Consider the following 24,591-nt stretch of genomic DNA (forward strand, 5'->3'; position numbering starts at 1 on the left):
TGATCAGGCAGGGGCATGGCAACACAGCAACCAGGATTTGGTCTGGTTTGGAGGCCAGGTGATCTCGACGGCTTCCTGGCTTTAGCCCTCAACAACCTGATCACGATCCTGCTGATCATTGGCCTCTGTAGGGATGTGCTGGGCTACCCCGACAGCTTGGTGTTCGGGGTGATCCTGCCGGCTACCGGCATCAGCTTGCTGCTGGGCAATTTGGCTTATGCCCGCCAAGCCCGTGTCTTGGAGCTTCAGGAAGGGCGCCAGGACTGCACGGCGTTGCCCTATGGCATCAACACCGTGAGCCTGTTCGCCTACATCTTTTTGGTGATGCTGCCGGTCAAGCTCACCGCTCTGGGGGCAGGGCTGGATGAGAGCACCGCCATCACGCGCTCCTGGCAGGCCGGCATGGTGGCCTGCTTGGGCTCCGGCCTGATTGAAACCGCCGGAGCCTTTTGCGCCCACAAGTTGCGGTTGTGGTTGCCGCGGGCGGCGTTGCTCTCCACCCTCGCCGGGATTGCCCTGGGCTACATCTCGCTTGGCTTTCTGCTGCGCACCTATGCCAACCCTCTGGTGGGTTTGGCGAGTTTGGCGGTGATTTTGTTGGGCTACTACGGCCGAGTGCGCTGGCCACTGCCGACGGGTTTGTTTGCCCTGTTGCTGGGGCTGGTGCTCGCTTGGGGCAGTGGGTTGATGGAGGTGGCGCCTGGCGCCTGGCAACAGAGCTGGTCTCTGGTGGGTTGGCAGGCGCCGATGGTTCAGCTCGCTGGGCTGTGGCAGGCCCGGGGGGAGTTGGTGCCCTGGCTCGGAGTGATCATTCCGATGGGCCTGTTCAACGTGATCGGTTCGCTGCAAAACCTCGATAGCGCTGAGGCGGCCGGTGATCGCTACCCAACCCGTAGTTGTTTGCTGATCAATGGCCTGGGCACGTTGAGCGCGGCCGCCTTGGGTTCGTGCTTTCCCACCACGATCTACATCGGCCATCCCGGCTTTAAGACCTTGGGGGCCCGCTCCGGCTACTCCTGGATGAATGGGGTGGTGCTGGCGGCGGCCTGTTGTTTTGGCCTGTTTGGGTTGGCCTCTCTGTTGATCCCCATCGATGCGGGGATGGCGATTTTGCTTTATATAGGCTTGACGATCACAGCCCAGGCCTTCCAGGCCACACCCTCACGCCATGCACCGGCGGTGGTGCTTGGCATCCTTCCGGGGTTGGCTGGCTGGGGCACCCTGCTGCTCAAAGCAGGCCTGAGAAGCGGTGGTTTGGGAACTCCCAGCAATCCCTTCAATGCTGATCTGCTGGCGGCGCTCAATGCTGCCGACATTTGGGCGGCAGGCGCCTTTGCCTTGGAGCAAGGCCAGATCATCACGGCGATGCTGCTCGCGGCGCTGTTGGTCTTCGCCATTGAGGGGCGTTTTTTGGCCGCTGCGCTGTGCAGCGGTTTGGCGGCGCTGCTGGCTTGGTTTGGTGTGATCAATGCCTGGCAGTTCACCACCGCCGACACGGTCATGCACTTGGGCTGGGGCACTGGGGCGCCATGGGCGCTGGCCTATGCCGTGGTCACCGCGCTGTTGTTAGTGGCACGCGTGATGCCGCGTCAGGCGGAAGGTGCCAGTGAGCCCTAGGGCTTTATTTGCCGATGCAGAAGCGTGAGAAGACGCGATCCAGCACGGCTTCGGTGATCTCAGCACCGGTGATCTCACCCAGAGCGCGAATCGCTTCGCGCAGATCAATGGTCCAAAAATCCCAGGGCAAGCAGCCATCGCGCGCTGCCTGCTGACTGCGGCCCAAGGCGGCTGAGGCCGTGGCGGCCAGATCGCATTGACGTTGATTGAGCGCCAGCAGCAGCCCCTGCCCCTCGCCGCTGAGGCCACAGAGTTTGAGCAGTGCGCTGCTGAGTTCTGCTAACCCCAGCCCGCTGCGGGCGCTGATGGCCAGTCCTGCTGTCTCAGCAGCAGTCCCACCAAGATCTGATTTGTTGCCCACCAACAACAGGGGTGTGCCGTCTGGCACCTCGTTGCGCAGCTCGCTGTCGTCTGGGCTCCAGCCGCTGCTGAGGTCATAGAGCAGCACCACCGCATCGGCGCTGGCCAGGGCAGCGCGACTGCGTTCAATGCCGAGTTGTTCAACGCGATCGGCGGTGGAGCGAATGCCAGCGGTGTCGACCAAGGTGATCGGCACCCCTTGGAGCACCAGGTCGTAGTCCAACAGGTCGCGCGTGGTGCCCGGTAGGTCGGTAACGATGGCGCGCTCTTGGCCGCTGAGGGCATTGAGCAGGCTGCTTTTGCCCACATTGGGCCGGCCGATAATCGCCACCCGCAAGCCATCGCGCAGCAACTGGGCTTGCTGGCCATCGCGCACCAACTGATCCAACGCCTGCTGCACCTCCTGGAAGGCGTTGCAGACCGCTGCTCCATCGAGACTTGGGAGGTCTTCTTCGAAGTCCACGCGTGCTTCGAGCTCGCAGAGCTGATCGAGCAATTGATGGCGCAGTGCATCGATGCGCTGCTGCAATCCGCCATCGAGCCCGGCTATGGCCAGCTCAGCGGCCCGGCGGCTCCTGGCGCTCACCAATTCGCTGATGGCCTCAGCGCGGGTGAGATCAAGGCGTCCATTGAGAAAGGCCCGCTGGCTGAATTCCCCGGGCAGGGCGCGGCGAGCACCTGCCGCCAAGACCAACTCCAACAGCCGTTGCACCGCCACGAGTCCGCCGTGGCCGTGGAACTCCACCACCGTTTCGCGGGTGAAGCTGCGCGGCGCGCGCATCAACAGCAGCAGCACCTCATCCACCACATCGCCATTGGCTGGATCGTTGACGTGGCCGTAGAGCACCCGATGGCTCTCCCAGCTCTGCTGGCCAGCCGGTTGAAACAGTTGGCGGCCAATGGCTTCGGCTTGGGGGCCGCTGACCCTCACGATGGCCACACTGCCGGCGCCGGCGGCAACCGCCGTGGCGATCGCTGCGATGGTGTCGTCGCGCCCCGCCAGGCTCATGGACGTTGCCGCCTCAGGGCTCGCGACCAATAGACGATCAGCAGCACATCGGCCACCACCAGGGAGATGACGGCCACAAGACCCTGGGATCGCTCAGAGGCCAGCAGGCTGAGGCGAACGATGCCGTAGGGCGCTAGCACCAAGAGCTGAAGACTCAGCGCCACCAAGGCCAGCACCATGCCCCAACCCCGCCGGCCAATGAGAGCGATGCAGGCGATGATCCCGACAACCGCGGTGGGGATCCAGGCGGAAATGGCCAGCACCAAATTGGCGGTGTGCCAAGGGTCAGGCAAGCCGATGACCACCGAGGCTGCAATCAATCCGAGCAGATTGGCCGCCAGCCCCACCACAGCCAACCAGCGGTCGCGAGGCGTGAAGACAGGCCTGCTCATCGGCGATTCCGCAATGTGGCTCCAGTTTGCTCGGAGTCCTGCTCAGGCGCTGCCGCAGCGGGCCAGGTCCAGCACATCCGCCATCGAGCGGATTTGGTTCATGGTGGCTTGCAGCTGATCAGCGCTGCTCAATTCGATCCTCAGATCGATGCGGGCTGGTTTGCCATAGGCGGTGCGAACCCGCGCATCACTGACGTTGATGCTGCTGTCGGAGAGCCGGGTGAGGATGTCTTTGAGGATGCCGACGCGATCGAGCACCTCGATGCGAAGCAGCACGGGATAACGCCGGCGGTGTTCGCTCACCACCGGATTCCAGCGCACCGGCAAGCGCCGTTCCACCGGGGTTTGCGCCACGTTGGCGCAGTCCTGGCGGTGAATGGTGATGCCGTGATTGCCAAGGGCAACGGCGCCAACAATCGGCTCGCCCGGCAAGGGACTGCAACAGCCCCCCAACCGGTATTCCAGTCCTTCAACGCCAAGAATTGGGCTGCCGCTGGGGTCGGTGGTGCTGGTGTTGGCTTGGTCGCTGAGATTGCGAGCGAGCTCTTCATTGCTGGGGGCCTCGTTGCTGGATTCCTCCTCCAGCCGCATCTCTTCGCGCAGTCGATTGGTGACCTGATGCACCGTGACGCCGCCAAATCCGAGGGAGGCCAGCAGGTCATCAACACCGGTGAGGTTGCAGCGGCGGGCGACGCGCAGGATTGGGTCACTGCTGAGCAGGGCATCGAAGCCATCACGGCCGAGCTCCCGCTCCAGCATTTCGCGGCCGCGTGTGATGTTGTCGTCGCGGTGACTGCGCTTGTACCACTGGCGGATGCGCTCGCGCGCCGTTGGTGTGGCGACGAAATTCAGCCAGTCCAGGCTGGGGTGAGCGGTTTTGGCTGTCACGATCTGAACGAAGTCGCCGTTCTGCAGGGGGGTGGCGAGCGGGCAGAGCCGATCGTTGATGCGTACGCCCTGGCAGTGGTTCCCCACCTCGCTGTGAATGCGGTAGGCAAAGTCCACGGCGGTGGACCCTTTGCGCAGTCCGATCACATCGCCATTGGGGGTGAACACAAACACCTCGTCGTCAAAGAGGTCTTCTTTGATCGAACGCAAATAGTCGTTGTGGTCTTGTCCCCCCTCTTCTTTTTGCCAATCAACCAGCTGCCTGAGCCAGTTGAAGCGGGCCATCTCATCTCCGTCAGCTGGAGATCCGCCCTCTTTGTACTTCCAGTGGGCCGCAATGCCGTACTCGGCCACTTCATGCATCTCGCCGGTGCGGATCTGCACTTCAATCGGCCGATGCCGACCAATCACCGCGGTGTGCAGCGATTGGTAGCCGTTGGGTTTGGGCAGGCCGATGTAGTCCTTGAAGCGACCTGGGATGGGCCGGAAGGTGTCGTGCACCACGGCTAAGGCGCGGTAGCAGGTCTCCACCGATGGGGCCACGATCCGCACCGCCGCCACATCAAAGATTTCGTGGAACTCCTTCTCCTGGCGCTGCATCTTGCTCCAGATGCCATAGAGATGTTTGGGGCGCCCCACCACTTCGCACTCACGCACGCCTGAGTTCTCCAGCCGGTCGCGCAGCAGCTGAACGGTGACGCCCAAGCGTTCTTCGCGGTCGCTGCGTTTGCTGGCCACCTGTTGGGAGATGGAACGGAAGTCATCGGGTTCCAGCACCTTGAAGGCCAGATCCTCCAGCTCCCACTTGAAGCGGCCAATGCCAAGGCGGTTGGCCAGGGGCGCGTAGATGTCGCGGGTTTCGGTGGCGATGCGCTGTTGTTTCTCTGGGCGCAGCGCCCCCAGGGTGCGCATGTTGTGGAGCCGGTCGGCCAGCTTCACCAACACCACGCGGATGTCGCTGGCCATGGCCAAAAACATCTTGCGCAGGTTTTCAGCCTGGGCCTCGGTTCGGTTGGTGAAATGGATGCCGCCCAGCTTGGTGACACCCTCCACCAGTTGCCGCACTTCAGCCCCGAAGTGCCCCTCGATTTCTTCCAAGCTCACATCGGTGTCTTCCACCACGTCGTGGAGGAACCCAGCGGCGATCACCGCAGCGCTGGCGCCGATGTCGCGCAGCAAATCCGCCACGGCCACCGGATGAATGATGTATGGCTCACCGGTGGCTCGCACCTGCTGGCGGTGGAGTTGGTAGGCGAAATCAAAGGCTGACGCCAGCAGACCCTCGGGGTCGGTGGGGCAGGTTTCGCCCTGACCAGGGGGCACATGCTCGATGCACTGCCTCAGCCATGCGGGTAGATCGATGGCGTAGTCATCAGGGCCAGCGATCTCTTGCCTGAGTTGGGGCGCATCGCACTCGGCTCGACCAGGCAGCGTTGACGCTGCTGAGGTGGCAAACCGGTCGGCGGCGTCCAGCATGGCCCCGTCAGACTGAGGCCATGGTATTCAGCGGCGAGCAGAATCCCAACCGTGGTCAGCAGCTCGCCATGAAGTCAGCCCCCGTGCTGCAGCTAGAGGATTTGGTGGTGGCCTACCCAGGCTCCGCTGATCCCACCCTCGATGGGCTGACCTTGAGCCTCCAGCGCGGTGAGCGCTTGGCCTTGGTGGGGCCCTCTGGTTGCGGCAAAAGCACTGTTGCTAGAGCCGTTTTGGGCTTGCTGCCGGAAGGAAGCCGCAGTCAGGGGCGCTTGGAATTGATGGGCAGCGATCCCCGGCGCCTGCGGCGCGGGGCGCTGAACCGTTTGCGGGGTGAGGCGGTTGGCCTGGTCTTTCAAGACCCGATGACCCGCCTCAATCCACTGATCAGCATTGGCGACCACCTGCGCGACACCCTCTCGGCCCATGGGGCTCAGGCGGCGCGGGCTGAGGAACTGCTTCAGCGCGTGGGCATTGGGCCAGAGCGGATGAACAGTTACCCGCACCAATTCAGCGGTGGCATGCGCCAGCGGGTGGCGATCGCCTTGGCCATGGCCTTGCAACCGCCACTGGTGATCGCCGATGAGCCCACCACCAGCCTCGATGTGGCGGTGGCCGGCCAGGTGATGGCTGAGCTCACGGCGTTGTGCCAAGAGGCTGGCAGTGCGCTGTTGCTGATCACCCACGATTTGGCCATGGCGGGCCGCTGGTGTCAGCGCATGGCGGTGATGCAAGACGGACGCTTGCTGGAGGAGGCATCGGCCTCAGAGGTATTGCTTCAGCCGCAGCAACCGCTCACCCAACGCTTGGTGGCGGCGGCCCGGCAACGGGAGGGAGGGGCGACCCCTCAGGCCCCTGCTACACCGGTGGTTCTTGAGTTGCATCAACTGCGCTGTTGGCATCGCCTTGGTGGTTGGCCCTGGCAGCCGCAGTGGTTGCGCTCGGTTGATGGGATCAGCCTGCGCCTCCATGCCGGGGAAACCCTGGGCATTGTTGGCCCCTCGGGCTGCGGCAAGAGCACCCTCTGCCGCGCCTTGATGGGGCTTAACCCTGTTCGCGGTGGTGAGGTGATGCTGCAGGGCCGGGATTTGCGGCGCTTGCAGGGGCAGGACTTACGCCAGGCCCGCCAGCGGTTGCAGATGGTGTTTCAGGACCCGCTGGCTTGCCTTAATCCAGCCATGACCGTGATCGATGCGGTGGCCGATCCGTTGTTGATCCATGGCTTGGCATCACAGAGCCAAGCCCGTGAGCAGGCCCGCACGGTGTTGGCGTCGGTAGGGCTCGATGCGTCGTTGGCACAACGCCTACCCCGGCAGCTCTCCGGGGGTCAGCAGCAGCGGGTCGCGATTGCTCGGGCGTTGGTGCTGCAACCGGCAGTGCTGCTTTGTGATGAATCGGTGAGCATGCTCGATGCCGAGGTGCAGGCCGAAGTACTGCAACTGCTGCGCCAACTGCAGCAACAGCTCGGTGTGGCGATTTTGTTTGTCACCCATGACCTTGGGGTGGCCAGTGGTTTTTGTCACCGCGTTGTGGTGCTCGACCAGGGCCGCATCGTGGAAGAGGGGCCGGGTGATGTGATGTTGAAGGCACCAGCGGCGGCCATCACCCGTGAATTGGTGGAGGCCTGTCCGCGCTTGCCGCAGCCCAGGTGATCTCAGGCAACACTCAGTGAATCCTCAGGTGAAACCCTTCAGCTGACGGGTTCATTCAGCAACGGCTCATTTTTAGGTTGCTGTTGTTGCTGAATCTCAGGTTTAAGCCATGGCGCTATCAACACCATCAGGCCTCAGTGTCGCTGTGGCTGGAGAGATTTGGTGGGGTGGATTTACAGCTGAAATCACGATTGCTAACACCACAGGATCTGCCCTCAGTGGTTGGAGCTACAGCTTTGAGAGTCCGCATCAATTGAACTCAGCTCCGTGGGGTGCCACGTTGCAGGCTGAGCCCCTGGATAATGGCCTGATTCGTTACACCCTCAGTGGGGCAGATTGGGGAGCTGCGATTCCAGCAGGTGGTTCCGTCACGGTTGGATTTAATGGCCAGCAAGGCGTTGATCTGGGTGTTACTGGCTCCTTGAATCAAGAGCTGTTAATGGCTGGTGATTCAACATCACCGGAGGCTGCCTCCCAGCCCGAACTACAACCGGTTGTTGATGAACCTGAGCCGGACCTAATCGTTGAGGTTGATGCTCCCGTGATGGAGGAGCCGGTGATGGACCACAGCCCTGAGGATCACTCCGGGATGGATCACAGCGGGCATGACCACAGCATGGTGGCTCCGCCGAGTTCAGGTGACTACATCGATATCACCAGTTGGGGCACTTTTCATGGCTCCAATCACAACTCCGAGCACGATGAGTTGGTGGGAGGTCGCACGGCGATTACCACTGAAGCCCTTGTGGCCTACAACGGCCTACGGGCCTTTGCAGGGCTCGAGGCTGTGGAGATTGAGGCGGTGGGTGAGTGGGCCTTTGCCCAGGGCTTGACCAATAACTCCCAAGCCTGGGGCAATGACACCAAAGGTGTTGGCCTTTGGTACGCGATGCAAGGCGCGAAGGTGGGCTGGATTGCTGATGAGGCCTACGACCCGCAGATCCTGGCTGACATTCAGCGCACGGCACGGCTTGGCTCAGAAACCGGCGTGATGGCGATGGTTCGTGAGTTTGGTCACGAAGGATTTGCCGATTACATCGAGCAGAGCGGCCTGCAGGATGCATTCATCAACACCTTGAAGATGGAACCCCATTACGGGGGCTGGATGCATGGGCGTACCCACGGATTTTTAGATGTTGAAGGTGTGGCGATTGCCCATGACATCAACCACCTCACGGTGCTGGGTTGGGATCAAAGCCAGCCGTTCATGAATGACACCTTTGATTGGCCGCAATGGCCTGCCTTGGATGTATCTGATCAAACGGTGATCAACTACTACCAAGGCATCGTGGCTTTGGGCGATCCGCTGAGTCAGAACCTGGAGGATTTGGCGGGTGTGGGAGTGGTGACTCCTGAACCTGTTATTGACCCCGAGCCTGAGCCTATTGCTGCAGAGCTAGAGCCGATTGAGGTTGTTGAAGCTGTGGATCCAGCCCCAATCGTTGAGGTTGATGCTCCCGTGATGGAGGAGCCGGTGATGGACCACAGCCCTGAGGATCACTCCGGGATGGATCACAGCGGGCATGACCACAGCATGGTGGCTCCGCCGAGTTCAGGTGACTACATCGATATCACCAGTTGGGGCACTTTTCATGGCTCCAATCACAACTCCGAGCACGATGAGTTGGTGGGAGGTCGCACGGCGATTACCACTGAAGCCCTTGTGGCCTACAACGGCCTACGGGCCTTTGCAGGGCTCGAGGCTGTGGAGATTGAGGCGGTGGGTGAGTGGGCCTTTGCCCAGGGCTTGACCAATAACTCCCAAGCCTGGGGCAATGACACCAAAGGTGTTGGCCTTTGGTACGCGATGCAAGGCGCGAAGGTGGGCTGGATTGCTGATGAGGCCTACGACCCGCAGATCCTGGCTGACATTCAGCGCACGGCACGGCTTGGCTCAGAAACCGGCGTGATGGCGATGGTTCGTGAGTTTGGTCACGAAGGATTTGCCGATTACATCGAGCAGAGCGGCCTGCAGGATGCATTCATCAACACCTTGAAGATGGAACCCCATTACGGGGGCTGGATGCATGGGCGTACCCACGGATTTTTAGATGTTGAAGGTGTGGCGATTGCCCATGACATCAACCACCTCACGGTGCTGGGTTGGGATCAAAGCCAGCCGTTCATGAATGACACCTTTGATTGGCCGCAATGGCCTGCCTTGGATGTATCTGATCAAACGGTGATCAACTACTACCAAGGCATCGTGGCTTTGGGCGATCCGCTGAGTCAGAACCTGGAGGATTTGACCGGTGGCGGCGCGGTCACTCCCGAACCACAACCGGTGCCGTTCCCCGGTCCATTGCTGCCTGACGATGGGCCTGCGGAGATTGATCCGGTGGTCGGTGCACCTGTGGATGTTGAGGTCAGTGGTGATCTCTGGTGGGGTGGTTTCACGGCCTCACTGACCGTCATTAACCAGAGCGATCAAACCCTGGATGATTGGGCCTTGAGTTTCACCAGCGCTCACCGTTTCTATGGCGAAGCCTGGGGCGTCGAGGTGGTCACCGAGCAGCTCTCGGCAGACCTGTATCGCTATCAGCTCAATGGCGCGGACTGGGGGCAGTCGATCGGAGCGGGTGAATCGCGAACCGTTGGCTTCAACGCCTTGGCGGGCACCGACCTGGCCCGTGACGGAAGCCTCAGCGAAGACACCCTGCTGGCGGCGGGAACGGACTTCACCGTGCTCTAAGCGGTTCGCTTGCGCAGCACCGCCAGCAGTTTCTCCAGCACCTCAGGCAGTGGGGCCTCGAACACCATCCGCTCGCCAGTGATTGGGTGATCCAGGCCCAGCTGCACGGCATGGAGGGCTTGCCCTGGCAGCTCGATTGGCAACTTGCGGCAGCGGCTGTAGGTGGGATCCCCCACCACCGGGTGGTTGCGGTGGGCGCAATGCACCCGGATTTGGTGGGTGCGGCCGGTGTCGAGTTTGAAGCGCAGCAGCGAGTAGTCGCCGAGTCGTTCCTGCAGGCTCCAGTGGGTGCAGGCGTAACGCCCGTTCTCGCTACTCACCACCGCATATTTCTTGCGGTCGACAGGGTGGCGGCCAATGGCTCCAACGATCGTGCCGCTCTCGTCGGCCGGCACCCCATGCACTACGGCCAGGTATTCGCGGGAGGCCACGCGTTTTTGGATTTGCACCTGTAGTTTCACCAAGGCCTGCTGGCTCTTGGCGATCACGATGCAGCCGGTGGTGTCTTTGTCCAGGCGATGCACGATCCCAGGCCGCAGCTTGCCGCTGATGCCCGGTAAGTCGGGGCAGTGGTGAAGGAGGCCGTTCACCAGGGTTCCGTCTTTATTCCCTGGGGCTGGATGCACCGTCAGGCCAGCTGGTTTGTTGATCACGATCAGGTGCTCGTCTTCGAAGAGCACATCGAGATCCATCGGCTCAGGCTGCAGATAGGGCAGCGGCTCTGGAGGCGGCATCCAGAGCTTGATTTCATCGCCGGTGCGTAGGGGCGTTTTGGCTCGGCCGGTGGTGCCATTGACCCGCACATAGCCGGCTTCGATGAATTTCTGAATCCGCGCGCGGCTTTGCTCAGGCCGCTGGCTCACCAGCCAACGGTCCAGACGCATCGGCAGGGGCTTCGGGTAGTGGAGCGTCAGCAACTCGCCTTCTCCTTCGCCAAAGCCATTCATGGCAGCTCCAGGGCAATCGGCCCCAACACCGAACGGCGGTAGTCATCGAGAAGCCGTTGGGCCATGCGGTCGCTCTGGCCTGAGGTGTGCTTCAGCGCCGCTGCGCTCAACCAGGCGTTGGCCGCCCCAGGCCCAGCCTCCACCGCGATGCCGTAGCGCTGCTCCAGCAGTTGCGGCGGCACGGCAGCGGCAGGTTGCTGCTCCAGCGCCACCAACATCTCGAGAAAGGCCAGCGCAACGCCTTCGCCGTCGTAGGCGGCCTGGCCAATGTCATCGCAGAGGGCCAGATGCAAGGCGGCTTGCTGGTCATCCAGCCGCGGCGGCAGCACACCGGGTGCATCCAATAAATCCAGGCTTTGGCCCAGCCGCACCCAGCGCAGCGTGCGGGTCACCCCGGCTCGCCGGGCGCTGTCGACCACCTTTTGGCGCACCAGCCGGTTGATCAAGGCTGATTTGCCCACATTGGGGAACCCCAGGGTCAAGGCCCGCACGGGCCTGGGCCGCATGCCCCGTTTGCGGCGCCGCTCATTGAGTTGATCGCCAGCGCGGATGGCGGCCTGTTGCACCTGCTTGACGCCGGTGCCGGCTTTGGCGTCACACCACCAGGGCGTCTGCCCCTGGCTGCGGAACCATTCATCCCAGGCTTGCCGCGCCTGCGCCGACACCATGTCGCGCCGGTTGATCACCAACAGATGTTGTTTGCCTTTGATCCAGCGCTGCAGGTGGGGATGGCCTGTGGCCATCGGGATGCGCGCATCGCGCACCTCGATCACCAAATCCACCTTGCTGAGGTGCTGGGTGAGCTGCTGTTCAGCCTTGGCAATGTGGCCCGGATACCACTGGATCGCAGGGGCGCTCACGGCACCACCAGGACAGGGCAGGGGGCCAGCTGGATCACCCGTGCTGCCGTGCTGCTACTGGCTTGCTCCAGGTTGATGCCGCGGGTGCCCATCACGATCAGGTCGGCCTCGATCTCATCGGCCACATCGCCGATCACAAACGCTGGTTTGCCCTCCCGCTCGATCAGTTCGCATTCGATGCCTGCTTCGGCAAAGGTGTCGTGCGCTTTTTGCAGCAGCTGCGCCACGGCATCCACATCCCCCATGGAGCTGCTGCCTTCCTCTACCACCGAGAGCAGCACCAGCTTGCTGTCGTGCTGTTGCACCAGCTGCAACACCGTCGCCGCGGTGTCCATGGCTGCGCGGCTTTGGTCGAAGGGAAACAGAACGGTGCGGAACATGGCGTTGCCAAGGGCCCTGCCTTTGTCTTAGCTCGCCGCGGGCATCGATCCATGCCTCGAGGCTTGAAGGGTAAACTCGCCGCGCTTCCACCTCCCACGCACTATGGCCAAGCGCTCCTTGTCGGCACTGAACAGTGAGGCCCTGCGCGGCAAGCGTGTGCTGGTGCGCGTGGATTTCAACGTTCCCCTCAACGATGCCGGCGCCATCACCGATGACACCCGCATCCGTGCAGCCCTGCCCACCATCAAAGATCTGACCGGCAAGGGCGCCAAGGTGATCCTTTCGGCCCACTTCGGCCGTCCCAAGGGCAAAGTCAACGAGGACATGCGCCTCACCCCAGTGGCTGCGCGCCTGAGCGAGCTGCTTGGCGCCCCGGTTGCCAAGACCGATAGCTGCATCGGTAGCGATGCCGAGGCCAAGGTGGCCGCCATGGCCGATGGCGATGTGGTGCTGCTGGAGAACGTGCGCTTTTTCGCGGAAGAAGAGAAGAACGAATCTGGCTTCGCCGAAAAGCTGGCTGCCCTGGCTGAGGTCTATGTGAACGACGCCTTCGGCGCTGCTCACCGCGCCCATGCCTCCACCGAAGGCGTGACCAAGTACCTGAGCCCGAGCGTGGCTGGCTACCTGATGGAGAAGGAGCTGCAGTACCTGCAAGGTGCTGTTGACGATCCCAAGCGCCCCTTGGCCGCCATCGTTGGTGGCTCCAAAGTCAGCAGCAAGATCGGCGTGCTGGAGGCCCTTATCGACAAGTGCGACAAGGTGCTGATCGGCGGTGGCATGATCTTCACCTTCTACAAAGCCCGCGGCCTGTCGGTGGGTAAGAGCTTGGTGGAAGAAGACAAGCTCGAGCTCGCCAAGGAGCTTGAAGCCAAGGCCAAGGCCAAGGGCGTTCAGCTGCTGCTGCCCACCGACGTGGTGCTGGCTGACAACTTCGCGCCCGATGCCAACAGCCAAGTGGCGTCCATCGATGCCATCCCCGACGGCTGGATGGGCCTGGACATCGGTCCTGACTCCATCAAGGTTTTCCAGGACGCTTTGGGTGATTGCAAGACCGTGATCTGGAACGGCCCCATGGGCGTGTTCGAGTTCGACAAATTTGCCGCTGGCACCAACGCCATCGCCACCACCCTGGCTGACCTGAGCGCCAAGGGCTGCTGCACCATCATTGGCGGCGGCGACTCGGTGGCTGCTGTTGAGAAGGCTGGCCTGGCCGCCCAGATGTCCCACATCTCCACCGGTGGTGGCGCCAGCCTCGAGCTGCTCGAGGGCAAGGTGCTGCCCGGTGTGGCTGCCCTCGACGAAGCCGCCTGAGGCCAGACCCGGTGGTCACCGATCGCGAGCGAGATCTTTCCCGTCAGTTCTGGGACAAACGCCATGGGCGCCGGCCTGGTTCTGGCGGTAGCCGCCGCCGTCAGGGATTGCCCTGGTGGGTGATCACCATTGTTGTGGTGCTGCTGTTGTGGCTGCTCTTCGGACGCTGAACCAAGAGTTCTGCTCCCAGTTCTGGAGCGTCGGCTGGAAGCTCGAGGAGGGCGCGAATCCAGTGGCGCATCTGCTGCGGCAACCGCCCTTGCTGGTAGCGCTCTAGCGCCTCCATCAGCACAGGACTATTGACCCAAGTTGGGGCCACGGCACCGACTGCAGCACGATGGCCGCAGTGTCGCGATTCGGCCTGGAGCCGGCAAGCCATGGCTGCAAACATTCCGGTTTGCTTCATCGGTCTTGGGGCCCTGGGCCAACCGATGGCCGCCAACCTCCTGGCTGCCGGTGTTCCGCTCACCGTTCACAACCGCAGTCCTGAGCGGCAACAGCCCTTGCAAGCCGCCGGAGCCCGGGTTGCGGCCAGCCCAGCTGAGGCGGCCGCCTCAGCCCAGATCCATGCGCTCTGCCTCACCGATGCAGCAGCTGTGGAGGCGGTTCTGCAGGGACCTTCTGGGCTCCTGGCAGGGGTTGAGCCTGGCGGCTTGATCGTTGATTTCTCCACGATTGATCCGGCCAGCACGCAGCGTCTGGCGGCCGCGGCGGCCCAGCGCGGGGTGAGCTGGTTGGATGCCCCGGTGACCGGCGGCACCGAGGGCGCACGCCGCGGCACGCTCTCGGTGTTGGTGGGCGGTGAGGCCAGCGATCTGGAGCGTGCTGGCCCTGTGCTGGAGGTGGTGGGCGGCACCATCACCCACCTGGGTCCCTTGGGCTCAGGCCAGCGGGCCAAGGCTGTGAACCAAGTGCTGGTGGCCGGTAGCTATGCAGCAGTGGCTGAAGCGCTGGCGTTGGGTCAGCGGTTGGGCTTGCCGATGCGCGATTTGGTGGCTGCCCTGCAGGAGGGGGCGGCAGGCTCTTGGGCCCTGCGCCATCGCGCCCCATCGATGCTCGAGCAGCAGTTCCCGCTTGGTTTCAAGCTTGAGCTGCACCGCAAGGATCTCGGCATCGCCCTGGCGGCAGCGGAGGGTTGTGAGCTTCAGTTGCCGATCAGCGAGCAGGTGGCAGCGATGGAAGACAGCCTGATGCAGCAAGGCCACGGCCAGGAGGATGTCTCAGCGTTGCTGCGCTGGTTCAAAGACGATTCACCACCCGCACCGTGCGGCTAATGCTGACGGTGCCTTCGGGATGCAGCAGCAGGGCTGCCCAGGCTTGGCGCCCGGCTTGGTACGGGGCCTGGATTGTTTTGAAAATGCCGCCGGCATTGAGCGCGCCCAGTTCAATCTCAGGGCTCTCCTCCTGCAGCAGATCGGCTTCGGTGAGCTCGGTTAAACCGCCCGCCAAGGTTGCATCCGTAAGCGGATCATCCATGAGCACATCGAGGTCGTAGCGCTGACCGGTTAGCACCGTGTCGGGGGCCAGCACACTCACGGCTAAATCGCGTTCACCGCTGCGCACGATGGATTCTTCCTTCAACACCTCCTGGCTGCCGAGGGTGAGCCCGTCACTACGCACCGCCAGGATTTGGCTGGCCTGCAGGCGGAAATCGCGGCCGTCTTGGCTGCCGTTGCCCACCACGCTCACGTTCAGGGTGTTGCGCCCATCGGCGAGGTCTTGGCCCGCGGCCAAGGACCATTGGCTATCAGGAAACTGACGGCGCAGTTGGCTGTAGCGGTTTTCCAACTCGCTGCCGCCGATTTCATCGCTGCTGGCCACCAAGTCCGCCAGTGCACTCGTATCGCCGTTATTCAGTGCGCTCTCCAGTTGGTCCAACAGCGCTCCACTCAACTGGGCATGGGCTGCTGGGATTTGGCAAGACAAAACACCCCCGAGCAGCAGGGAGAGCCAGGGTGTTGCAGTCACGGCACGCCGTCGCAGGGATCCTTAAGTTAGGCGCCCCGTCTTGTGCGTCCATGCCTCGGCTTCTGATTGCAGCCAGCGGCACTGGAGGCCATCTGTTTCCGGCCTTGGCGGTCGCTGACCGCATGCCAGACGACTGGAGTGTGCGCTGGTTGGGGGTTCCCGATCGCCTTGAACGCCAACTCGTCCCCAGCCGTTACCCCCTGTTCACTGTGCGGGCTGGCGGGTTGCAGGGCCGAGGTCTGCGCAAGCTCAAGCAATTGATTCAGTTGCTTTGGAGCGCTTGGCCTGTGGCGCGCCTGATTCGCAAGCAGGAGTGCTCGGTGGTCTTCACCACGGGCGGCTACATCGCAGCCCCGGCGATCTTGGCGGCGCGCCTCTGCCGCCGGCCGGTGGTGCTGCATGAATCCAATGCAATCCCTGGCCAGGTAACCCGCCTGTTTGGCCGCTTTTGCACCCGTGTGGCCCTTGGGCTGCCGCAGGCGGCGGATTATCTGAGTGGTTGCCGTCCAGAAGTCACCGGCACTCCGGTGCGGGAGAACTTTCTCAAGCCAGCCGCCTGTCCGGATTGGGTGCCTGCTGGTGACGGCCCCCTGCTGCTGGTGATTGGCGGTAGCCAAGGCGCGGTTGGGTTGAACCGGATGGTGCGTGAGGCAGCGCCTGCGTTGCTCGCCATGGGATGCCGCATCGTGCACCTCAGCGGCAGCGTCGATCCGGATCAAGGCCAGCTGCAGCACCCCGCCTATCGCGAGCGTCCGTTTAGTGATGAGATCCCGGCGCTGCTGCAGCACGCGGATCTGGCGATCTCACGGGCCGGTGCCGGCAGCCTCAGCGAGTTGGCTGTCTGCGGAACCCCAGCGGTGTTGGTGCCTTTCCCGCAGGCTGCCGATGACCATCAGAGCGCCAATGCCGCTGCTGCGGCTGCCGTTGGAGCCGCTGTGATCGTGGCCCAGCATGGGCCGAATGAGCCCGGCCTGCGGCGCATGCTGTGGAACCTGCTGGGCCCCCGCTTGCGGGGCTGTGATCCAGCGGCTGATCCGCTGCGCTTGTTGCGCCAAGGCATGGAGCGCTTGGCGGTTCGTGATGCCGATCGCTTGCTTGCTGAGCTGCTTCAAGATCTGGCCGCTGAGGCTTAGCCGTGGCTGCGCGGGCCCACGTTGCTGCTGATGTCGCGCCGACTCGGCTCACTAGTCGGATCCAAGCTGCTGATGGCGCCGATGCCCGCCAGGGTGGGCAGGGGTTCGCCGGTTTCCAGGGCAACGGCGATGGCGCTGAGCTCTTGCGGTTGGCGTAGGCCAATCGATTGCCCACGGCTCTCGCCATTGGCATCAAAGAGCTGCAAATGGGGAATGCCATTGACGTTCCAGCGCTGCACTTGCGGCTGCCAGCTGGGGTTGTCGACATTCAGCAAAACCAGATCGACTTGGGGATGGTCTTCGACCATTTGCTCCATGCCGGGAGCCATGGTGCGGCACGACTCACACCAGTCCGCATAGAACTCGATCACGGTTGGCTTGCCGTTGCCCAGGGCTTGCTCCAAAGGCAGTGAGCGCCGAGCCATCTGATCGAGCAGGTCGCCCTCCGGGCGCCCGCCTTCCAGCCAAACCACCGCTACTACAACGATGGCCACCAGCAGCAGCACCAGCTGAGGGAGCCTCTTCCCAGGGAATTCGGGGCCGGCTGGGGTGCTGCTCATGGCTGCGGCGCTGTTGGGGCGCTGCCATGCTGGCAGCGAAGCTCCCCTGTGTGCCGTGAAGCGTCGCTTGACGCTGCAATTCCCTCGGGAAGCCGTGCACCAGCCGATCACCTATCGGTTGGCTGTCGATTACGACGTGGCTTCGCGGATCATTCGCGCCCAGGTTGCTCCCAACCAAAGCGGCACGTTGGTGGTGGAGCTCTCCGGTGATATCGATGAGCTCGATGCCGCCCAGGAGTGGTTGATGAGCCTTGGGCTGTCGATCAGCTCAGCGGCTGGGGAGATCGCCATTGACCCTGAGCGCTGCGTCGATTGCGGCATCTGCTCCAGCGTTTGCCCCAGTGGCGCCTTGAGCTGCAGCACACCAGACTGGCGGCTGCAGTTTGATCAGCGCCGCTGCGTCGTCTGCGAGCAGTGCATCGCTGTCTGCCCGCTGGATGCCATCAGCCTGAAGCTCTGATGTCTTTCTTCCTTCGTTGGCTGACATTGCCCGCCCGGGCCCCGATGTTGATCCTGCTCGCCTTGATCAGCGTTTATCTGGGAGCCCACTGGGGCCTGCTGCAGGCAGACATCCGCTCCAGCGTGGCCGATCAGTCTTTGGTGGATGAGGCCTACTGGGTGCTCTCGCTCTCCCAGGTGGTGATCGTGGTGTCGTTTTGCACCCTGCCGGAGCTGGTTCTGCGCCAGATCTCGTTGTTCATGGCGGCGAGCAAAGCCCTCACCTTGGTGGTGACCCTGCTGGTGGTGGTGGTGGGCGGGATGTACCTGCTCTACATGCCTGGTTTTGCTGATCTTTTGGTGCTCACCGCAGCGCTGCTGCTGGCACGCCTTGATTTGGTGCGATTGCGCGTCTGGCCGCCGGCTTGGCTCGGCTTGATTGGCTTCAACGTCTACATCCTGTTGTTCATGACCTACGGCCACTCCATCCACAACCAGTTGGGCGGCATGGAATGGTTTCAGTGGCTGGTCAACCTGTCGCCGAGCAAGGCATAGGTCCAGCGGTTACCCAGCACTTTTTTTACGTAGATCCTGGTCTCGGGATAGGGGATGGCTTCCACCCAGAGTTCAGGGATGGCATCGAGGTCATCGTTGCGCCAGCTGCCAGCAGCACCGGGTCCTGCGTTGTAGCTGGCAGTTGCCAGAAAGGGATTGCCGTCTGCCCAGTTCAGCATCTCTTTGAGATAGCGGGCGCCCAAGGGGGCATTGCGCTCTGGTTGCAGTAACTCCTCTTCGCTCGGGGCTGGATCATCCAGCTCAGCAGCGGTGCTGGGAAGCAGCTGCAGCAGGCCGATGGCACCAGCGCTGGAGCGCACCGTGGGCGTCAGCCGTGACTCTTGTCGGGCCAAGCCCAAGAGCAGGTCAGGGTCGAGTTGCTCGTTGCCTGCGGCTTCCTCGAGAAGTGGTTCGAAGTTGCGCGGATGGCGGTGTTGCTCCAGCAGTACCTGTTGGCTCAAGCCTTCAGCGGCGCCAAGCCGCTGGGCCCGGTCCAGTTGCTCCAAGGCGATCCAGCGATCACCAACCTCCAGGCGCAGCAGGCCTTCTTGCCAAAGCTCTCGGGGCGATTCCGGTGGTTGGCCGCCCCGTTGCGTGCGCCACTGCTCCCAGGCCTCAACCGGAATCCCCAGCGCAAGGAGTTGATCGAATTCCTCCGGCAGTAGTCCGCCGGCTGGAGGGTTCGCGGGCGGCAGCGTCTCAGGGGCCTGCTGCAGCCGTTCGCTGGCGCGCCAGCCGTAGTACCCAAAAGGGTGCTCGCTCAAGAGCTGCTGCCAGATTTGCTGCGCCCGCTTGGTTTCCCCCAGCTCCCAGGTGCTGAGACCCAGCCAGAAGCGCACCCGCGCTTGCAATGGCGGTGTGAGGGGTTGCTCCAGCTGTTGCTGCAGCGCCTCTTGGGCGCCACGCCAATCGCGCTCCAGCAGCAGGGATCGGATCTGCTCCCAGGCCTGTTGTTCCGGGCTCAGTGGCGCCTCATCGGCCAGCCCAAGCCATTCCATGCTCTTGGGCCCTGTGGGCTTGAGATCACCAAGGCAGTCCAGGGCTGCATCGAGATCCCCTTGTTGCGCCAGGGCTGCGGCAACTTGCTCGCGCTGTTGATCAGCCAGATCGCTACCGCAGGCGCGCAGTAGTGCTGTATCGGCCCCAGGCCAGCGCGCTCCCCAAGCGGCCAGATGCAAGCCGGCGCGGGGATCTTGCGTTTGGCGGTCCCAATCCACCGCAGCGGCCAGAGCCGCGGGGTGGGCCGCAAAGCGCTGCAGCAGTTGCTGGTGCTGGTCATCCCCTGGCTGCCCCAGGTAATAGAGGGCGTCGGCGCTGGGGGCCGCTTCAGGGAAACGCCGCAATAGCTCCTGCCAGCGGCGCTCGGATCGCTCCTGTTGGCCGAGCGCCCGCGCCGCCAGCGCTTGTTGTTTGAGCACCACGGGGCTCAGTGGGCTCTCGCCCCAGCCTTGAGCGCGCAGCAACCATTGCTGCCTGGCGGCGCTGACATCGCCCTGGTTGGCCAGGATCAGCCGGGCGAGGCGTCGCCGGCTTGGATCGGGATCAAAGCGAGCGGTTCGCCGCAGCAGGGTGGCTGAGCTGTGGCGGTCGAGTTCAGGCCGGATCTGTTGCAGGCGCTGCTGCAAGGCGCTGCTGATCACCACGGTGCCAGCCGCGGCGATGGTGATCAGCAGAACTCCTCCACCCCGCAGCGGCATCAACCTCTGTTGTCCCTTGCCGGCATCGTATGGAGGTCACAATGGCGCGGCTGCAGACCGGCGGGAACCATGGTCAAGCGATGGGAGCGCTTTCGATCTGCTCTGGCCCAGATGCCTCCCTGGCAGTTGCAACGCCGGCGCGCTGCGCTGGCTGTGGGTTTGGGATTGTTCAGTTGGCTGTTGCGGCCTTGGCCCCCTCTGGTTTGGCTGCCGGGTTGGGTGGTCGGGGGCTTGCTGCTGTGGGGAGCGATTGAGTTGTGGCTCTTGGCATGGCGGCCCCAGCGCTGGCGTTAGGCAGACGGCTGTCCATGAGTCTCCTGCGTCCAGGCAGGCCTGGAAAACCCGTTTAATCTCTGCAGGAACGAAGTTTCTGGCATGGCCGATCTGGCGTCCCATCCGGTGGGCCAACCCCTTGGAGGTGGTGGCGTCAGCTTCGGTACCGATGGCATTCGCGGCCGCGTGGGCACCGTGATGACCCCGGCTCTTGCCATGCAGGTGGGCTACTGGAGCGGTCAGGTGCTCCCTAGCGATGCCCCGGTGCTGTTGGGGATGGATTCCCGCAGCAGTGGGCCCATGCTCGTGGCCGCCCTCGAGGCTGGCCTGGCTGCTGCGGGCCGTGAGGTGTGGACCCTTGGTCTGTGCCCCACCCCGGCGGTGGCCCGGCTGGTGAATCAGTTCCAGGCGGCTGGCGGCTTGATGGTTTCGGCCAGCCACAACCCCCCAGAAGACAACGGCATCAAATTGTTTGGCCCTTCAGGGGCCAAGCTCAGCCGCGATCAGCAGCAAGCGATCGAAGCCGGCTTGCGCGGTGAGGTGCGGCCAGCGCTCACCAGCTGTGGTCCCACCCAGCGGCGCACTGAGCTCTTGGAGAGTTACACCGCCTTGCTGGAAAACAGCCTGGAAGGCCGGCGCCTTGATGGCCGCCGGATCGTGCTCGATCTCTGCTGGGGATCAGCCACCTCCTGCGCTGAGTCCCTGTTCCGGCGCCTTGGGGCTGAGGTGATTGCCCTGCACAACCAGCCTGATGGTGCGGCCATCAACGTGGGTTGCGGCAGTACTCACCTCGAGCCCCTGCGCCAGGCCGTGATGGAGCACGGCGCTGAGATGGGCTTTGCCTTTGATGGGGATGCCGACCGGGTGCTGGCTGTTGATGGCCAGGGCCGCTTGGTGGATGGCGATCACATCCTTTATCTCTGGGGCTCGGCCCTCGCCGATGCCGATGCCCTGCCGCAACAACGGCTTGTGGCCACGGTGATGAGCAACCTCGGTTTTGAGCGGGCCTGGACGGCACGGGGCGGTCAGTTGGAACGCACCGCGGTGGGTGATCAACACGTCCATGCCGCCATGGCCGAACTTGGTGCGGTGCTAGGCGGCGAGCAGTCCGGCCACATCATCAGCGCCGATCACGGCATGAGTGGCGATGGGGTTTTAACTGCTTTGCAGCTGGCAGCGCTGTTGCAACCTGGCGAGATGCTGTCGGATCGGGTGGATCAAAGCTTCCGCTCGTTCCCCCAGCGGTTGCGCAATGTGCGTGTGCCGGATCGTGACCGCCGCAAGGGTTGGCAGCAATGCGATGGGCTCACCACGGCAATCGCTGCCGCTGAGGCCGCCATGGGCGATGAGGGCCGGGTGTTGGTGCGCGCTTCCGGCACCGAGCCTTTGTTGCGGGTGATGGTGGAGGCCTCCTGCCAGGAGCAAGTGGACCACTGGACCGATCACCTCTCTGAGCTCGCCGATCAGTTGCTCAACGCCTGAGCCAGGCGCAAGGCCCCATCACAGGCATCGCCTTGGGGCTGCACATGACGCAGCCCGGGGAGACGTTCCAGCAGCAAACGATCCATGGCTTGCCGCAGCAGGCTCAGATGGCTGATGGCTCCCCCTGAGCAGCACAGGGCCGGGGCCTCCAGCTCGAGTGCTTCGGCAACGCCAATCACCATGGCGGCCAGTTCATCCCCGGCGTGTTCAAGCACGCTTTGGGCATGGGCATCGCCGGTCAAGGCCTGCTGATGCACTACCGGTGCCAAGCGGGCAAAGCCCGCCGCGCCAAAGCCTGGGTCCACCACCAGGGCCTTGAGTTCGTGGGCCTGCTGCACGCCGAGGGCTTGCCACAGCGCTGCTTTGAAACCTGTTTCGGGCAGGCGTCCGTCGACCATCCGCAGGCTGATCGCCAAGCCATCGCGGCCAATGTCCATGGCGCTGCCCACCCCATCCACCAGCCAGCCCCAACCAGCGCAGCGATGCTGCCGGCCCTGCTCGTTTTGGCCCAGGGCAATCGCACCGGTGCCGCTGATCAGGCTGATGCCCGCCTGCCCGGGGGCAAAAGCGCCGGCCAGGGCTGTGCGCTCATCTCCGGTCACCAACACTGCCTCAAGTCCCAGGGCCTGGCGGGCTAAGTCGGTGCCCAGGCGTTGGGTGGGGCTGTCCTGCTCGATGCCGCTCGCCCCAATCGCCGCGGCGGCCAAAGGCTCCAGGGCTAGTCCCCCCTGCCGCCTGGCAGCCTCCAGGCTGCTCTGCAGCGCCTGCCTAAAGCGCTCCGGCCCTTGCTCGCTGCCCAGGTGGCTGACGCCGCTGCCTTCGCCTTCGGCCACCACGCGGCCATCGCGCTGGCTCAGACGGCAGCGGGTGTGGGTTTGGCCGGCATCAAAACCAGCGAGCAGTCCACCGGTGGGGCTGGTGAACGTCATCGCAGTTGGCGAGCCGCTCCAAGGGTGGCCAGGGCAAACCAGCCCGTGATCTGCACTTCCGGGCGGAAAAAGATGGTGTCCACCACGCCATGCCCTGCCAGGCCGATCACGGCAGCAGCCGCGCCAAGGGCCGGCAAGCTCAAAACCAGGTCCCGCTGCAGCTGCTGCAGCCCAAGCCGCAGCGAACTGAACAACAGTCCGGTGGCCGCCAGGAGCCCAGGGATGCCGGTTTCCACAGCGAGCTCAAGGGGCACGGAGTAGGCGCTCAAGGCGGTGTAGCCCGGTTGTTGAAAGAGCGGGTAGATCAGGTTGAAGGCGCTGTTGCCAGGGCCAATGCCAATCCAGGGCCGCGCCTGAATCATCTCCAGCGCAGCCAGCCAAACGTTGATGCGGAAGTTGTTGGAGCTATCGCCGCGACCGGCCAACATGCTGGTGAGGCGAATGCGCAGCGGCTCCACCTTGATGGCCGCCAGCACCAGTGCCACCACCACGGCAGTGATCACCAGCGGCGGCAGCAGTTTTCCCCACAAAGGGCCAAGCCGGCGGGATTGCCGCAGCAGCAGCAAGAGCCCCAGGCTGCCCAGGGCAAGCAGCAAGCCAATCCAGCCGCCTCGGCTGTAGCTCAGTAGGGCCGCCGCCAAGCCGCAACCCAGGCTGCTGAGGGCCAACAGTTTCGGCCAAATCCATTGCCAGCGCAGCAGGCCGATCACCGCCAGCGGCAGGATCGGCACCAGATAACCCGCAAGCAAGTTGGGATTGCCCAGGGTGCTGTAGATGCGCCGCGTGCCATCGGCAACGGAGTTGGGATCAGCCCAGAGGGCAAGATCTTCGATGGGGGCATAGAGCTGCCGCAGCCCGATCACGGCGGTGATCAATTGCCCCAGCAACAGGGCGGCCAATAGTCGGTTCCACCATTGCGGTGCCCCCTCCAGCAGCCGCCGCATCAGGGCATACACCCCGAGGTAGCTCAACAGCTTCAGCAGTCCTTTGGCCGCGGCGGCTGGAACGGGTGATAGGCCCGTGGCCACCACGGCGATGGCCACGTACAGCAGTAACCAGCCATTAATAGCCCCCAGGGGGCGTTGCACCGGTGGTGTGGCGAGTCCCCACACCAGCCACAGCAACCCGCAGGCGGCAATCAGCAAGCCAAGGCCCGTGCGGGTTGCCATCGGCAGCACCAGCAGCAGGGCGCAAAGCATGCCGCCGGCTATTTGGGGCAGCAGCTTGCGCAGGCGACTCGTTGCCTCGCTGGCCAGCAGTCCCTGCCAGCACAGCAGCCAAGGGGCGGCTGGAGAGGGACTCATGGCGTCGCAGCGTCGGCGGCGCACGGATTATGGGCTTGAATGGCTGCTGTGGTTCGAGCGAAGAGCCGTCTGTAAACCGGCAGGCCTTGTTTCTGCACATACAGCTCACGTTCGGTGGGCTGTTGCAAGGGGTTGTCGCTGAGCCATTGGCCGCCATCGGCGGGTTCAAACCAGGGACCGCTGGTTGTGGCCTCCAGCATCTGGTCGATCACATCGGGAACATCGCTCTGCAAAAAGAGCTGAGCCCCCGGTGCCATTGCTGCAGCCACCCAGCGGATCAGCTCGGGCTGCACCATGCGCCGTTTTTGATGCCGCTTTTTAAACCAGGGGTCGGGATACTGAATCGTGACCAGCTCCAACAGCCCAATGGGCAGTTGCGCCAACCAATTCCGCAGGCTGATGTTGGCGTTGCAGAACAGAAAGTGCAGGTTGGTGAGCTCCAGTTGCAGGCGCTCGGCTTCCGCTTGCTTCACCAAGGGATGGCGGATCTCCAGGCCCAAGTGATTGCGCTGCGGGTAGCGGCTTGCCATCTGCAGCAGGAATTTGCCGCGGGCGCAGCCGATGTCGAGGTGGAGCGGCTGCTCTGGTGTGGCGAAAAGCTCGGCTAAGCCGGGTAATGGACGCTCCTGCTGGAAGAAGCTGCTGAGTGGATTGACGTGCTGCCGCAAGG

The 24,591-nt window shown here is 63.5% G+C and carries 23 protein-coding genes; 10 read left to right on the forward strand and 13 right to left on the reverse strand.

Annotated elements, in window-relative coordinates:
* Positions 1 to 15 precede the first annotated feature (15 nt).
* Entirely contained in the window at positions 16 to 1,617 is a 1,602-nt protein-coding gene (locus SIB46_RS10015; protein WP_413296020.1) for an NCS2 family permease, read from the forward strand.
* Positions 1,618 to 1,621: 4 nt separating this feature from the next.
* Here the strand turns inward: SIB46_RS10015 and mnmE are convergent, their stop codons facing one another.
* From mnmE to SIB46_RS10030, 3 genes are read right to left on the reverse strand one after another with little or no spacing between them, the layout of a single operon-like run.
* Entirely contained in the window at positions 1,622 to 2,986 is a 1,365-nt protein-coding gene (mnmE, locus tag SIB46_RS10020; RefSeq protein WP_413296021.1) for a tRNA uridine-5-carboxymethylaminomethyl(34) synthesis GTPase MnmE, read from the reverse strand.
* Positions 2,983 to 3,378, reverse strand: coding sequence for a hypothetical protein (locus tag SIB46_RS10025; RefSeq protein WP_413296023.1), 396 nt, complete (start codon positions 3,376 to 3,378; stop codon positions 2,983 to 2,985). Before SIB46_RS10025 ends, mnmE begins: the two co-directional genes overlap by 4 nt.
* A 42-nt stretch (positions 3,379 to 3,420) precedes the next feature.
* A complete protein-coding gene (locus SIB46_RS10030) occupies positions 3,421 to 5,742 on the reverse strand; it encodes a RelA/SpoT family protein (protein WP_413296024.1) in 2,322 nt (773 codons plus the stop codon).
* Positions 5,743 to 5,762: 20 nt separating this feature from the next.
* On the opposite strand from SIB46_RS10030, the gene SIB46_RS10035 reads away from it, so the two are divergent.
* Together SIB46_RS10035 and SIB46_RS10040 are read left to right on the forward strand one after the other, a co-directional pair.
* Positions 5,763 to 7,391: a dipeptide ABC transporter ATP-binding protein gene (locus SIB46_RS10035; protein WP_413296025.1), complete on the forward strand. Its 1,629-nt coding sequence runs from the start codon at positions 5,763 to 5,765 to the stop codon at positions 7,389 to 7,391.
* Positions 7,392 to 7,500: 109 nt separating this feature from the next.
* On the forward strand, positions 7,501 to 10,083 hold the full coding sequence (locus tag SIB46_RS10040) for a cellulose binding domain-containing protein (protein ID WP_413296026.1): 2,583 nt from the start codon (positions 7,501 to 7,503) through the stop codon (positions 10,081 to 10,083).
* Here SIB46_RS10040 and SIB46_RS10045 read toward each other — a convergent pair.
* From SIB46_RS10045 to SIB46_RS10055, 3 genes are read right to left on the reverse strand one after another with little or no spacing between them, the layout of a single operon-like run.
* Complete coding sequence (locus SIB46_RS10045) at positions 10,080 to 11,030, reverse strand: RluA family pseudouridine synthase (protein WP_413296027.1); 951 nt, start codon at positions 11,028 to 11,030, stop codon at positions 10,080 to 10,082. The genes SIB46_RS10040 and SIB46_RS10045 overlap by 4 nt on opposite strands.
* Complete coding sequence (gene ylqF / locus SIB46_RS10050) at positions 11,027 to 11,890, reverse strand: ribosome biogenesis GTPase YlqF (RefSeq protein WP_413296028.1); 864 nt, start codon at positions 11,888 to 11,890, stop codon at positions 11,027 to 11,029. The genes SIB46_RS10045 and ylqF overlap by 4 nt, the downstream gene beginning before the upstream one ends.
* A complete protein-coding gene (locus SIB46_RS10055) occupies positions 11,887 to 12,270 on the reverse strand; it encodes a universal stress protein (RefSeq protein WP_413296029.1) in 384 nt (127 codons plus the stop codon). The genes ylqF and SIB46_RS10055 overlap by 4 nt, the downstream gene beginning before the upstream one ends.
* Before the next feature lie 103 nt (positions 12,271 to 12,373).
* Between SIB46_RS10055 and SIB46_RS10060 the strand changes: the two genes are divergently transcribed.
* The gene (locus SIB46_RS10060; protein ID WP_413296030.1) at positions 12,374 to 13,582 is read left to right on the forward strand and encodes a phosphoglycerate kinase; all 1,209 of its coding nucleotides are present in this window, start codon (positions 12,374 to 12,376) and stop codon (positions 13,580 to 13,582) included.
* A gap of 100 nt (positions 13,583 to 13,682) precedes the next feature.
* Here SIB46_RS10060 and SIB46_RS10065 read toward each other — a convergent pair whose 3' ends face one another.
* Positions 13,683 to 13,901: a hypothetical protein gene (locus tag SIB46_RS10065; RefSeq protein ID WP_413296031.1), complete on the reverse strand. Its 219-nt coding sequence runs from the start codon at positions 13,899 to 13,901 to the stop codon at positions 13,683 to 13,685.
* A 58-nt stretch (positions 13,902 to 13,959) separates the two neighbouring features.
* On the opposite strand from SIB46_RS10065, the gene SIB46_RS10070 reads away from it, so the two are divergent.
* Complete coding sequence (locus tag SIB46_RS10070; protein WP_413296032.1) at positions 13,960 to 14,856, forward strand: NAD(P)-dependent oxidoreductase; 897 nt, start codon at positions 13,960 to 13,962, stop codon at positions 14,854 to 14,856.
* Here the strand turns inward: SIB46_RS10070 and SIB46_RS10075 are convergent.
* Positions 14,822 to 15,550: a hypothetical protein gene (locus SIB46_RS10075; RefSeq protein WP_413296033.1), complete on the reverse strand. Its 729-nt coding sequence runs from the start codon at positions 15,548 to 15,550 to the stop codon at positions 14,822 to 14,824. The two genes, SIB46_RS10070 and SIB46_RS10075, sit on opposite strands and share 35 nt — an antisense overlap.
* Before the next feature lie 50 nt (positions 15,551 to 15,600).
* On the opposite strand from SIB46_RS10075, the gene SIB46_RS10080 reads away from it, so the two are divergent.
* Positions 15,601 to 16,683, forward strand: a complete 1,083-nt coding sequence (locus tag SIB46_RS10080) for a UDP-N-acetylglucosamine--N-acetylmuramyl-(pentapeptide) pyrophosphoryl-undecaprenol N-acetylglucosamine transferase (protein ID WP_413296034.1) — start codon at positions 15,601 to 15,603, stop codon at positions 16,681 to 16,683.
* Here SIB46_RS10080 and SIB46_RS10085 read toward each other — a convergent pair.
* Positions 16,680 to 17,243: a thioredoxin domain-containing protein gene (locus SIB46_RS10085; RefSeq protein ID WP_413296035.1), complete on the reverse strand. Its 564-nt coding sequence runs from the start codon at positions 17,241 to 17,243 to the stop codon at positions 16,680 to 16,682. The genes SIB46_RS10080 and SIB46_RS10085 overlap by 4 nt on opposite strands.
* Positions 17,244 to 17,298: 55 nt before the next feature.
* On the opposite strand from SIB46_RS10085, the gene SIB46_RS10090 reads away from it, so the two are divergent.
* Positions 17,299 to 17,703, forward strand: a complete 405-nt coding sequence (locus tag SIB46_RS10090) for a 4Fe-4S binding protein (RefSeq protein ID WP_413297768.1) — start codon at positions 17,299 to 17,301, stop codon at positions 17,701 to 17,703.
* Positions 17,703 to 18,236 (forward strand): hypothetical protein, encoded by a 534-nt coding sequence (locus SIB46_RS10095; RefSeq protein WP_413296036.1) that lies wholly within the window; start codon positions 17,703 to 17,705, stop codon positions 18,234 to 18,236. Before SIB46_RS10090 ends, SIB46_RS10095 begins: the two co-directional genes overlap by 1 nt.
* Here the strand turns inward: SIB46_RS10095 and SIB46_RS10100 are convergent.
* Positions 18,200 to 19,933: a transglycosylase SLT domain-containing protein gene (locus SIB46_RS10100; RefSeq protein ID WP_413296037.1), complete on the reverse strand. Its 1,734-nt coding sequence runs from the start codon at positions 19,931 to 19,933 to the stop codon at positions 18,200 to 18,202. The two genes, SIB46_RS10095 and SIB46_RS10100, sit on opposite strands and share 37 nt — an antisense overlap.
* A 69-nt stretch (positions 19,934 to 20,002) precedes the next feature.
* Here SIB46_RS10100 and SIB46_RS10105 point away from each other — a divergent pair, with 69 nt between their 5' ends.
* Complete coding sequence (locus SIB46_RS10105; protein ID WP_413296038.1) at positions 20,003 to 20,227, forward strand: hypothetical protein; 225 nt, start codon at positions 20,003 to 20,005, stop codon at positions 20,225 to 20,227.
* A gap of 81 nt (positions 20,228 to 20,308) precedes the next feature.
* Positions 20,309 to 21,688 (forward strand): phosphoglucosamine mutase, encoded by a 1,380-nt coding sequence (glmM, locus tag SIB46_RS10110; protein WP_413296039.1) that lies wholly within the window; start codon positions 20,309 to 20,311, stop codon positions 21,686 to 21,688.
* Here the strand turns inward: glmM and SIB46_RS10115 are convergent.
* From SIB46_RS10115 to trmB, 3 genes are read right to left on the reverse strand one after another with little or no spacing between them, the layout of a single operon-like run.
* A complete protein-coding gene (locus SIB46_RS10115) occupies positions 21,670 to 22,617 on the reverse strand; it encodes a BadF/BadG/BcrA/BcrD ATPase family protein (RefSeq protein WP_413296040.1) in 948 nt (315 codons plus the stop codon). The genes glmM and SIB46_RS10115 overlap by 19 nt on opposite strands.
* Positions 22,614 to 23,921: an IctB family putative bicarbonate transporter gene (locus SIB46_RS10120; RefSeq protein WP_413296041.1), complete on the reverse strand. Its 1,308-nt coding sequence runs from the start codon at positions 23,919 to 23,921 to the stop codon at positions 22,614 to 22,616. Before SIB46_RS10120 ends, SIB46_RS10115 begins: the two co-directional genes overlap by 4 nt.
* The gene (trmB, locus tag SIB46_RS10125) at positions 23,918 to 24,589 is read right to left on the reverse strand and encodes a tRNA (guanosine(46)-N7)-methyltransferase TrmB (RefSeq protein ID WP_413296042.1); all 672 of its coding nucleotides are present in this window, start codon (positions 24,587 to 24,589) and stop codon (positions 23,918 to 23,920) included. Before trmB ends, SIB46_RS10120 begins: the two co-directional genes overlap by 4 nt.
* Positions 24,590 to 24,591: the final 2 nt, after the last annotated feature.

This window comes from Synechococcus sp. MIT S9452, from assembly GCF_047304245.1.
Classification (GTDB): domain Bacteria; phylum Cyanobacteriota; class Cyanobacteriia; order PCC-6307; family Cyanobiaceae; genus RCC307.

What these genes read in the sequence shown, in the direction of transcription:
- SIB46_RS10015 (WP_413296020.1), top strand. Translation starts at nt 16, where the DNA reads ATGGCAACACAGCAACCAGGATTTGGTCTGGTTTGGAGGCCAGGTGAT.
- mnmE (WP_413296021.1), bottom strand. Translation starts at nt 2,986, where the DNA reads ATGAGCCTGGCGGGGCGCGACGACACCATCGCAGCGATCGCCACGGCG.
- SIB46_RS10025 (WP_413296023.1), bottom strand. Translation starts at nt 3,378, where the DNA reads ATGAGCAGGCCTGTCTTCACGCCTCGCGACCGCTGGTTGGCTGTGGTG.
- SIB46_RS10030 (WP_413296024.1), bottom strand. Translation starts at nt 5,742, where the DNA reads ATGCTGGACGCCGCCGACCGGTTTGCCACCTCAGCAGCGTCAACGCTG.
- SIB46_RS10035 (WP_413296025.1), top strand. Translation starts at nt 5,763, where the DNA reads ATGGTATTCAGCGGCGAGCAGAATCCCAACCGTGGTCAGCAGCTCGCC.
- SIB46_RS10040 (WP_413296026.1), top strand. Translation starts at nt 7,501, where the DNA reads ATGGCGCTATCAACACCATCAGGCCTCAGTGTCGCTGTGGCTGGAGAG.
- SIB46_RS10045 (WP_413296027.1), bottom strand. Translation starts at nt 11,030, where the DNA reads ATGAATGGCTTTGGCGAAGGAGAAGGCGAGTTGCTGACGCTCCACTAC.
- SIB46_RS10055 (WP_413296029.1), bottom strand. Translation starts at nt 12,270, where the DNA reads ATGTTCCGCACCGTTCTGTTTCCCTTCGACCAAAGCCGCGCAGCCATG.
- SIB46_RS10060 (WP_413296030.1), top strand. Translation starts at nt 12,374, where the DNA reads ATGGCCAAGCGCTCCTTGTCGGCACTGAACAGTGAGGCCCTGCGCGGC.
- SIB46_RS10070 (WP_413296032.1), top strand. Translation starts at nt 13,960, where the DNA reads ATGGCTGCAAACATTCCGGTTTGCTTCATCGGTCTTGGGGCCCTGGGC.
- SIB46_RS10080 (WP_413296034.1), top strand. Translation starts at nt 15,601, where the DNA reads ATGCCTCGGCTTCTGATTGCAGCCAGCGGCACTGGAGGCCATCTGTTT.
- SIB46_RS10085 (WP_413296035.1), bottom strand. Translation starts at nt 17,243, where the DNA reads ATGAGCAGCACCCCAGCCGGCCCCGAATTCCCTGGGAAGAGGCTCCCT.
- SIB46_RS10095 (WP_413296036.1), top strand. Translation starts at nt 17,703, where the DNA reads ATGTCTTTCTTCCTTCGTTGGCTGACATTGCCCGCCCGGGCCCCGATG.
- SIB46_RS10100 (WP_413296037.1), bottom strand. Translation starts at nt 19,933, where the DNA reads ATGCCGCTGCGGGGTGGAGGAGTTCTGCTGATCACCATCGCCGCGGCT.
- SIB46_RS10105 (WP_413296038.1), top strand. Translation starts at nt 20,003, where the DNA reads ATGGTCAAGCGATGGGAGCGCTTTCGATCTGCTCTGGCCCAGATGCCT.
- glmM (WP_413296039.1), top strand. Translation starts at nt 20,309, where the DNA reads ATGGCCGATCTGGCGTCCCATCCGGTGGGCCAACCCCTTGGAGGTGGT.
- SIB46_RS10115 (WP_413296040.1), bottom strand. Translation starts at nt 22,617, where the DNA reads ATGACGTTCACCAGCCCCACCGGTGGACTGCTCGCTGGTTTTGATGCC.
- SIB46_RS10120 (WP_413296041.1), bottom strand. Translation starts at nt 23,921, where the DNA reads ATGAGTCCCTCTCCAGCCGCCCCTTGGCTGCTGTGCTGGCAGGGACTG.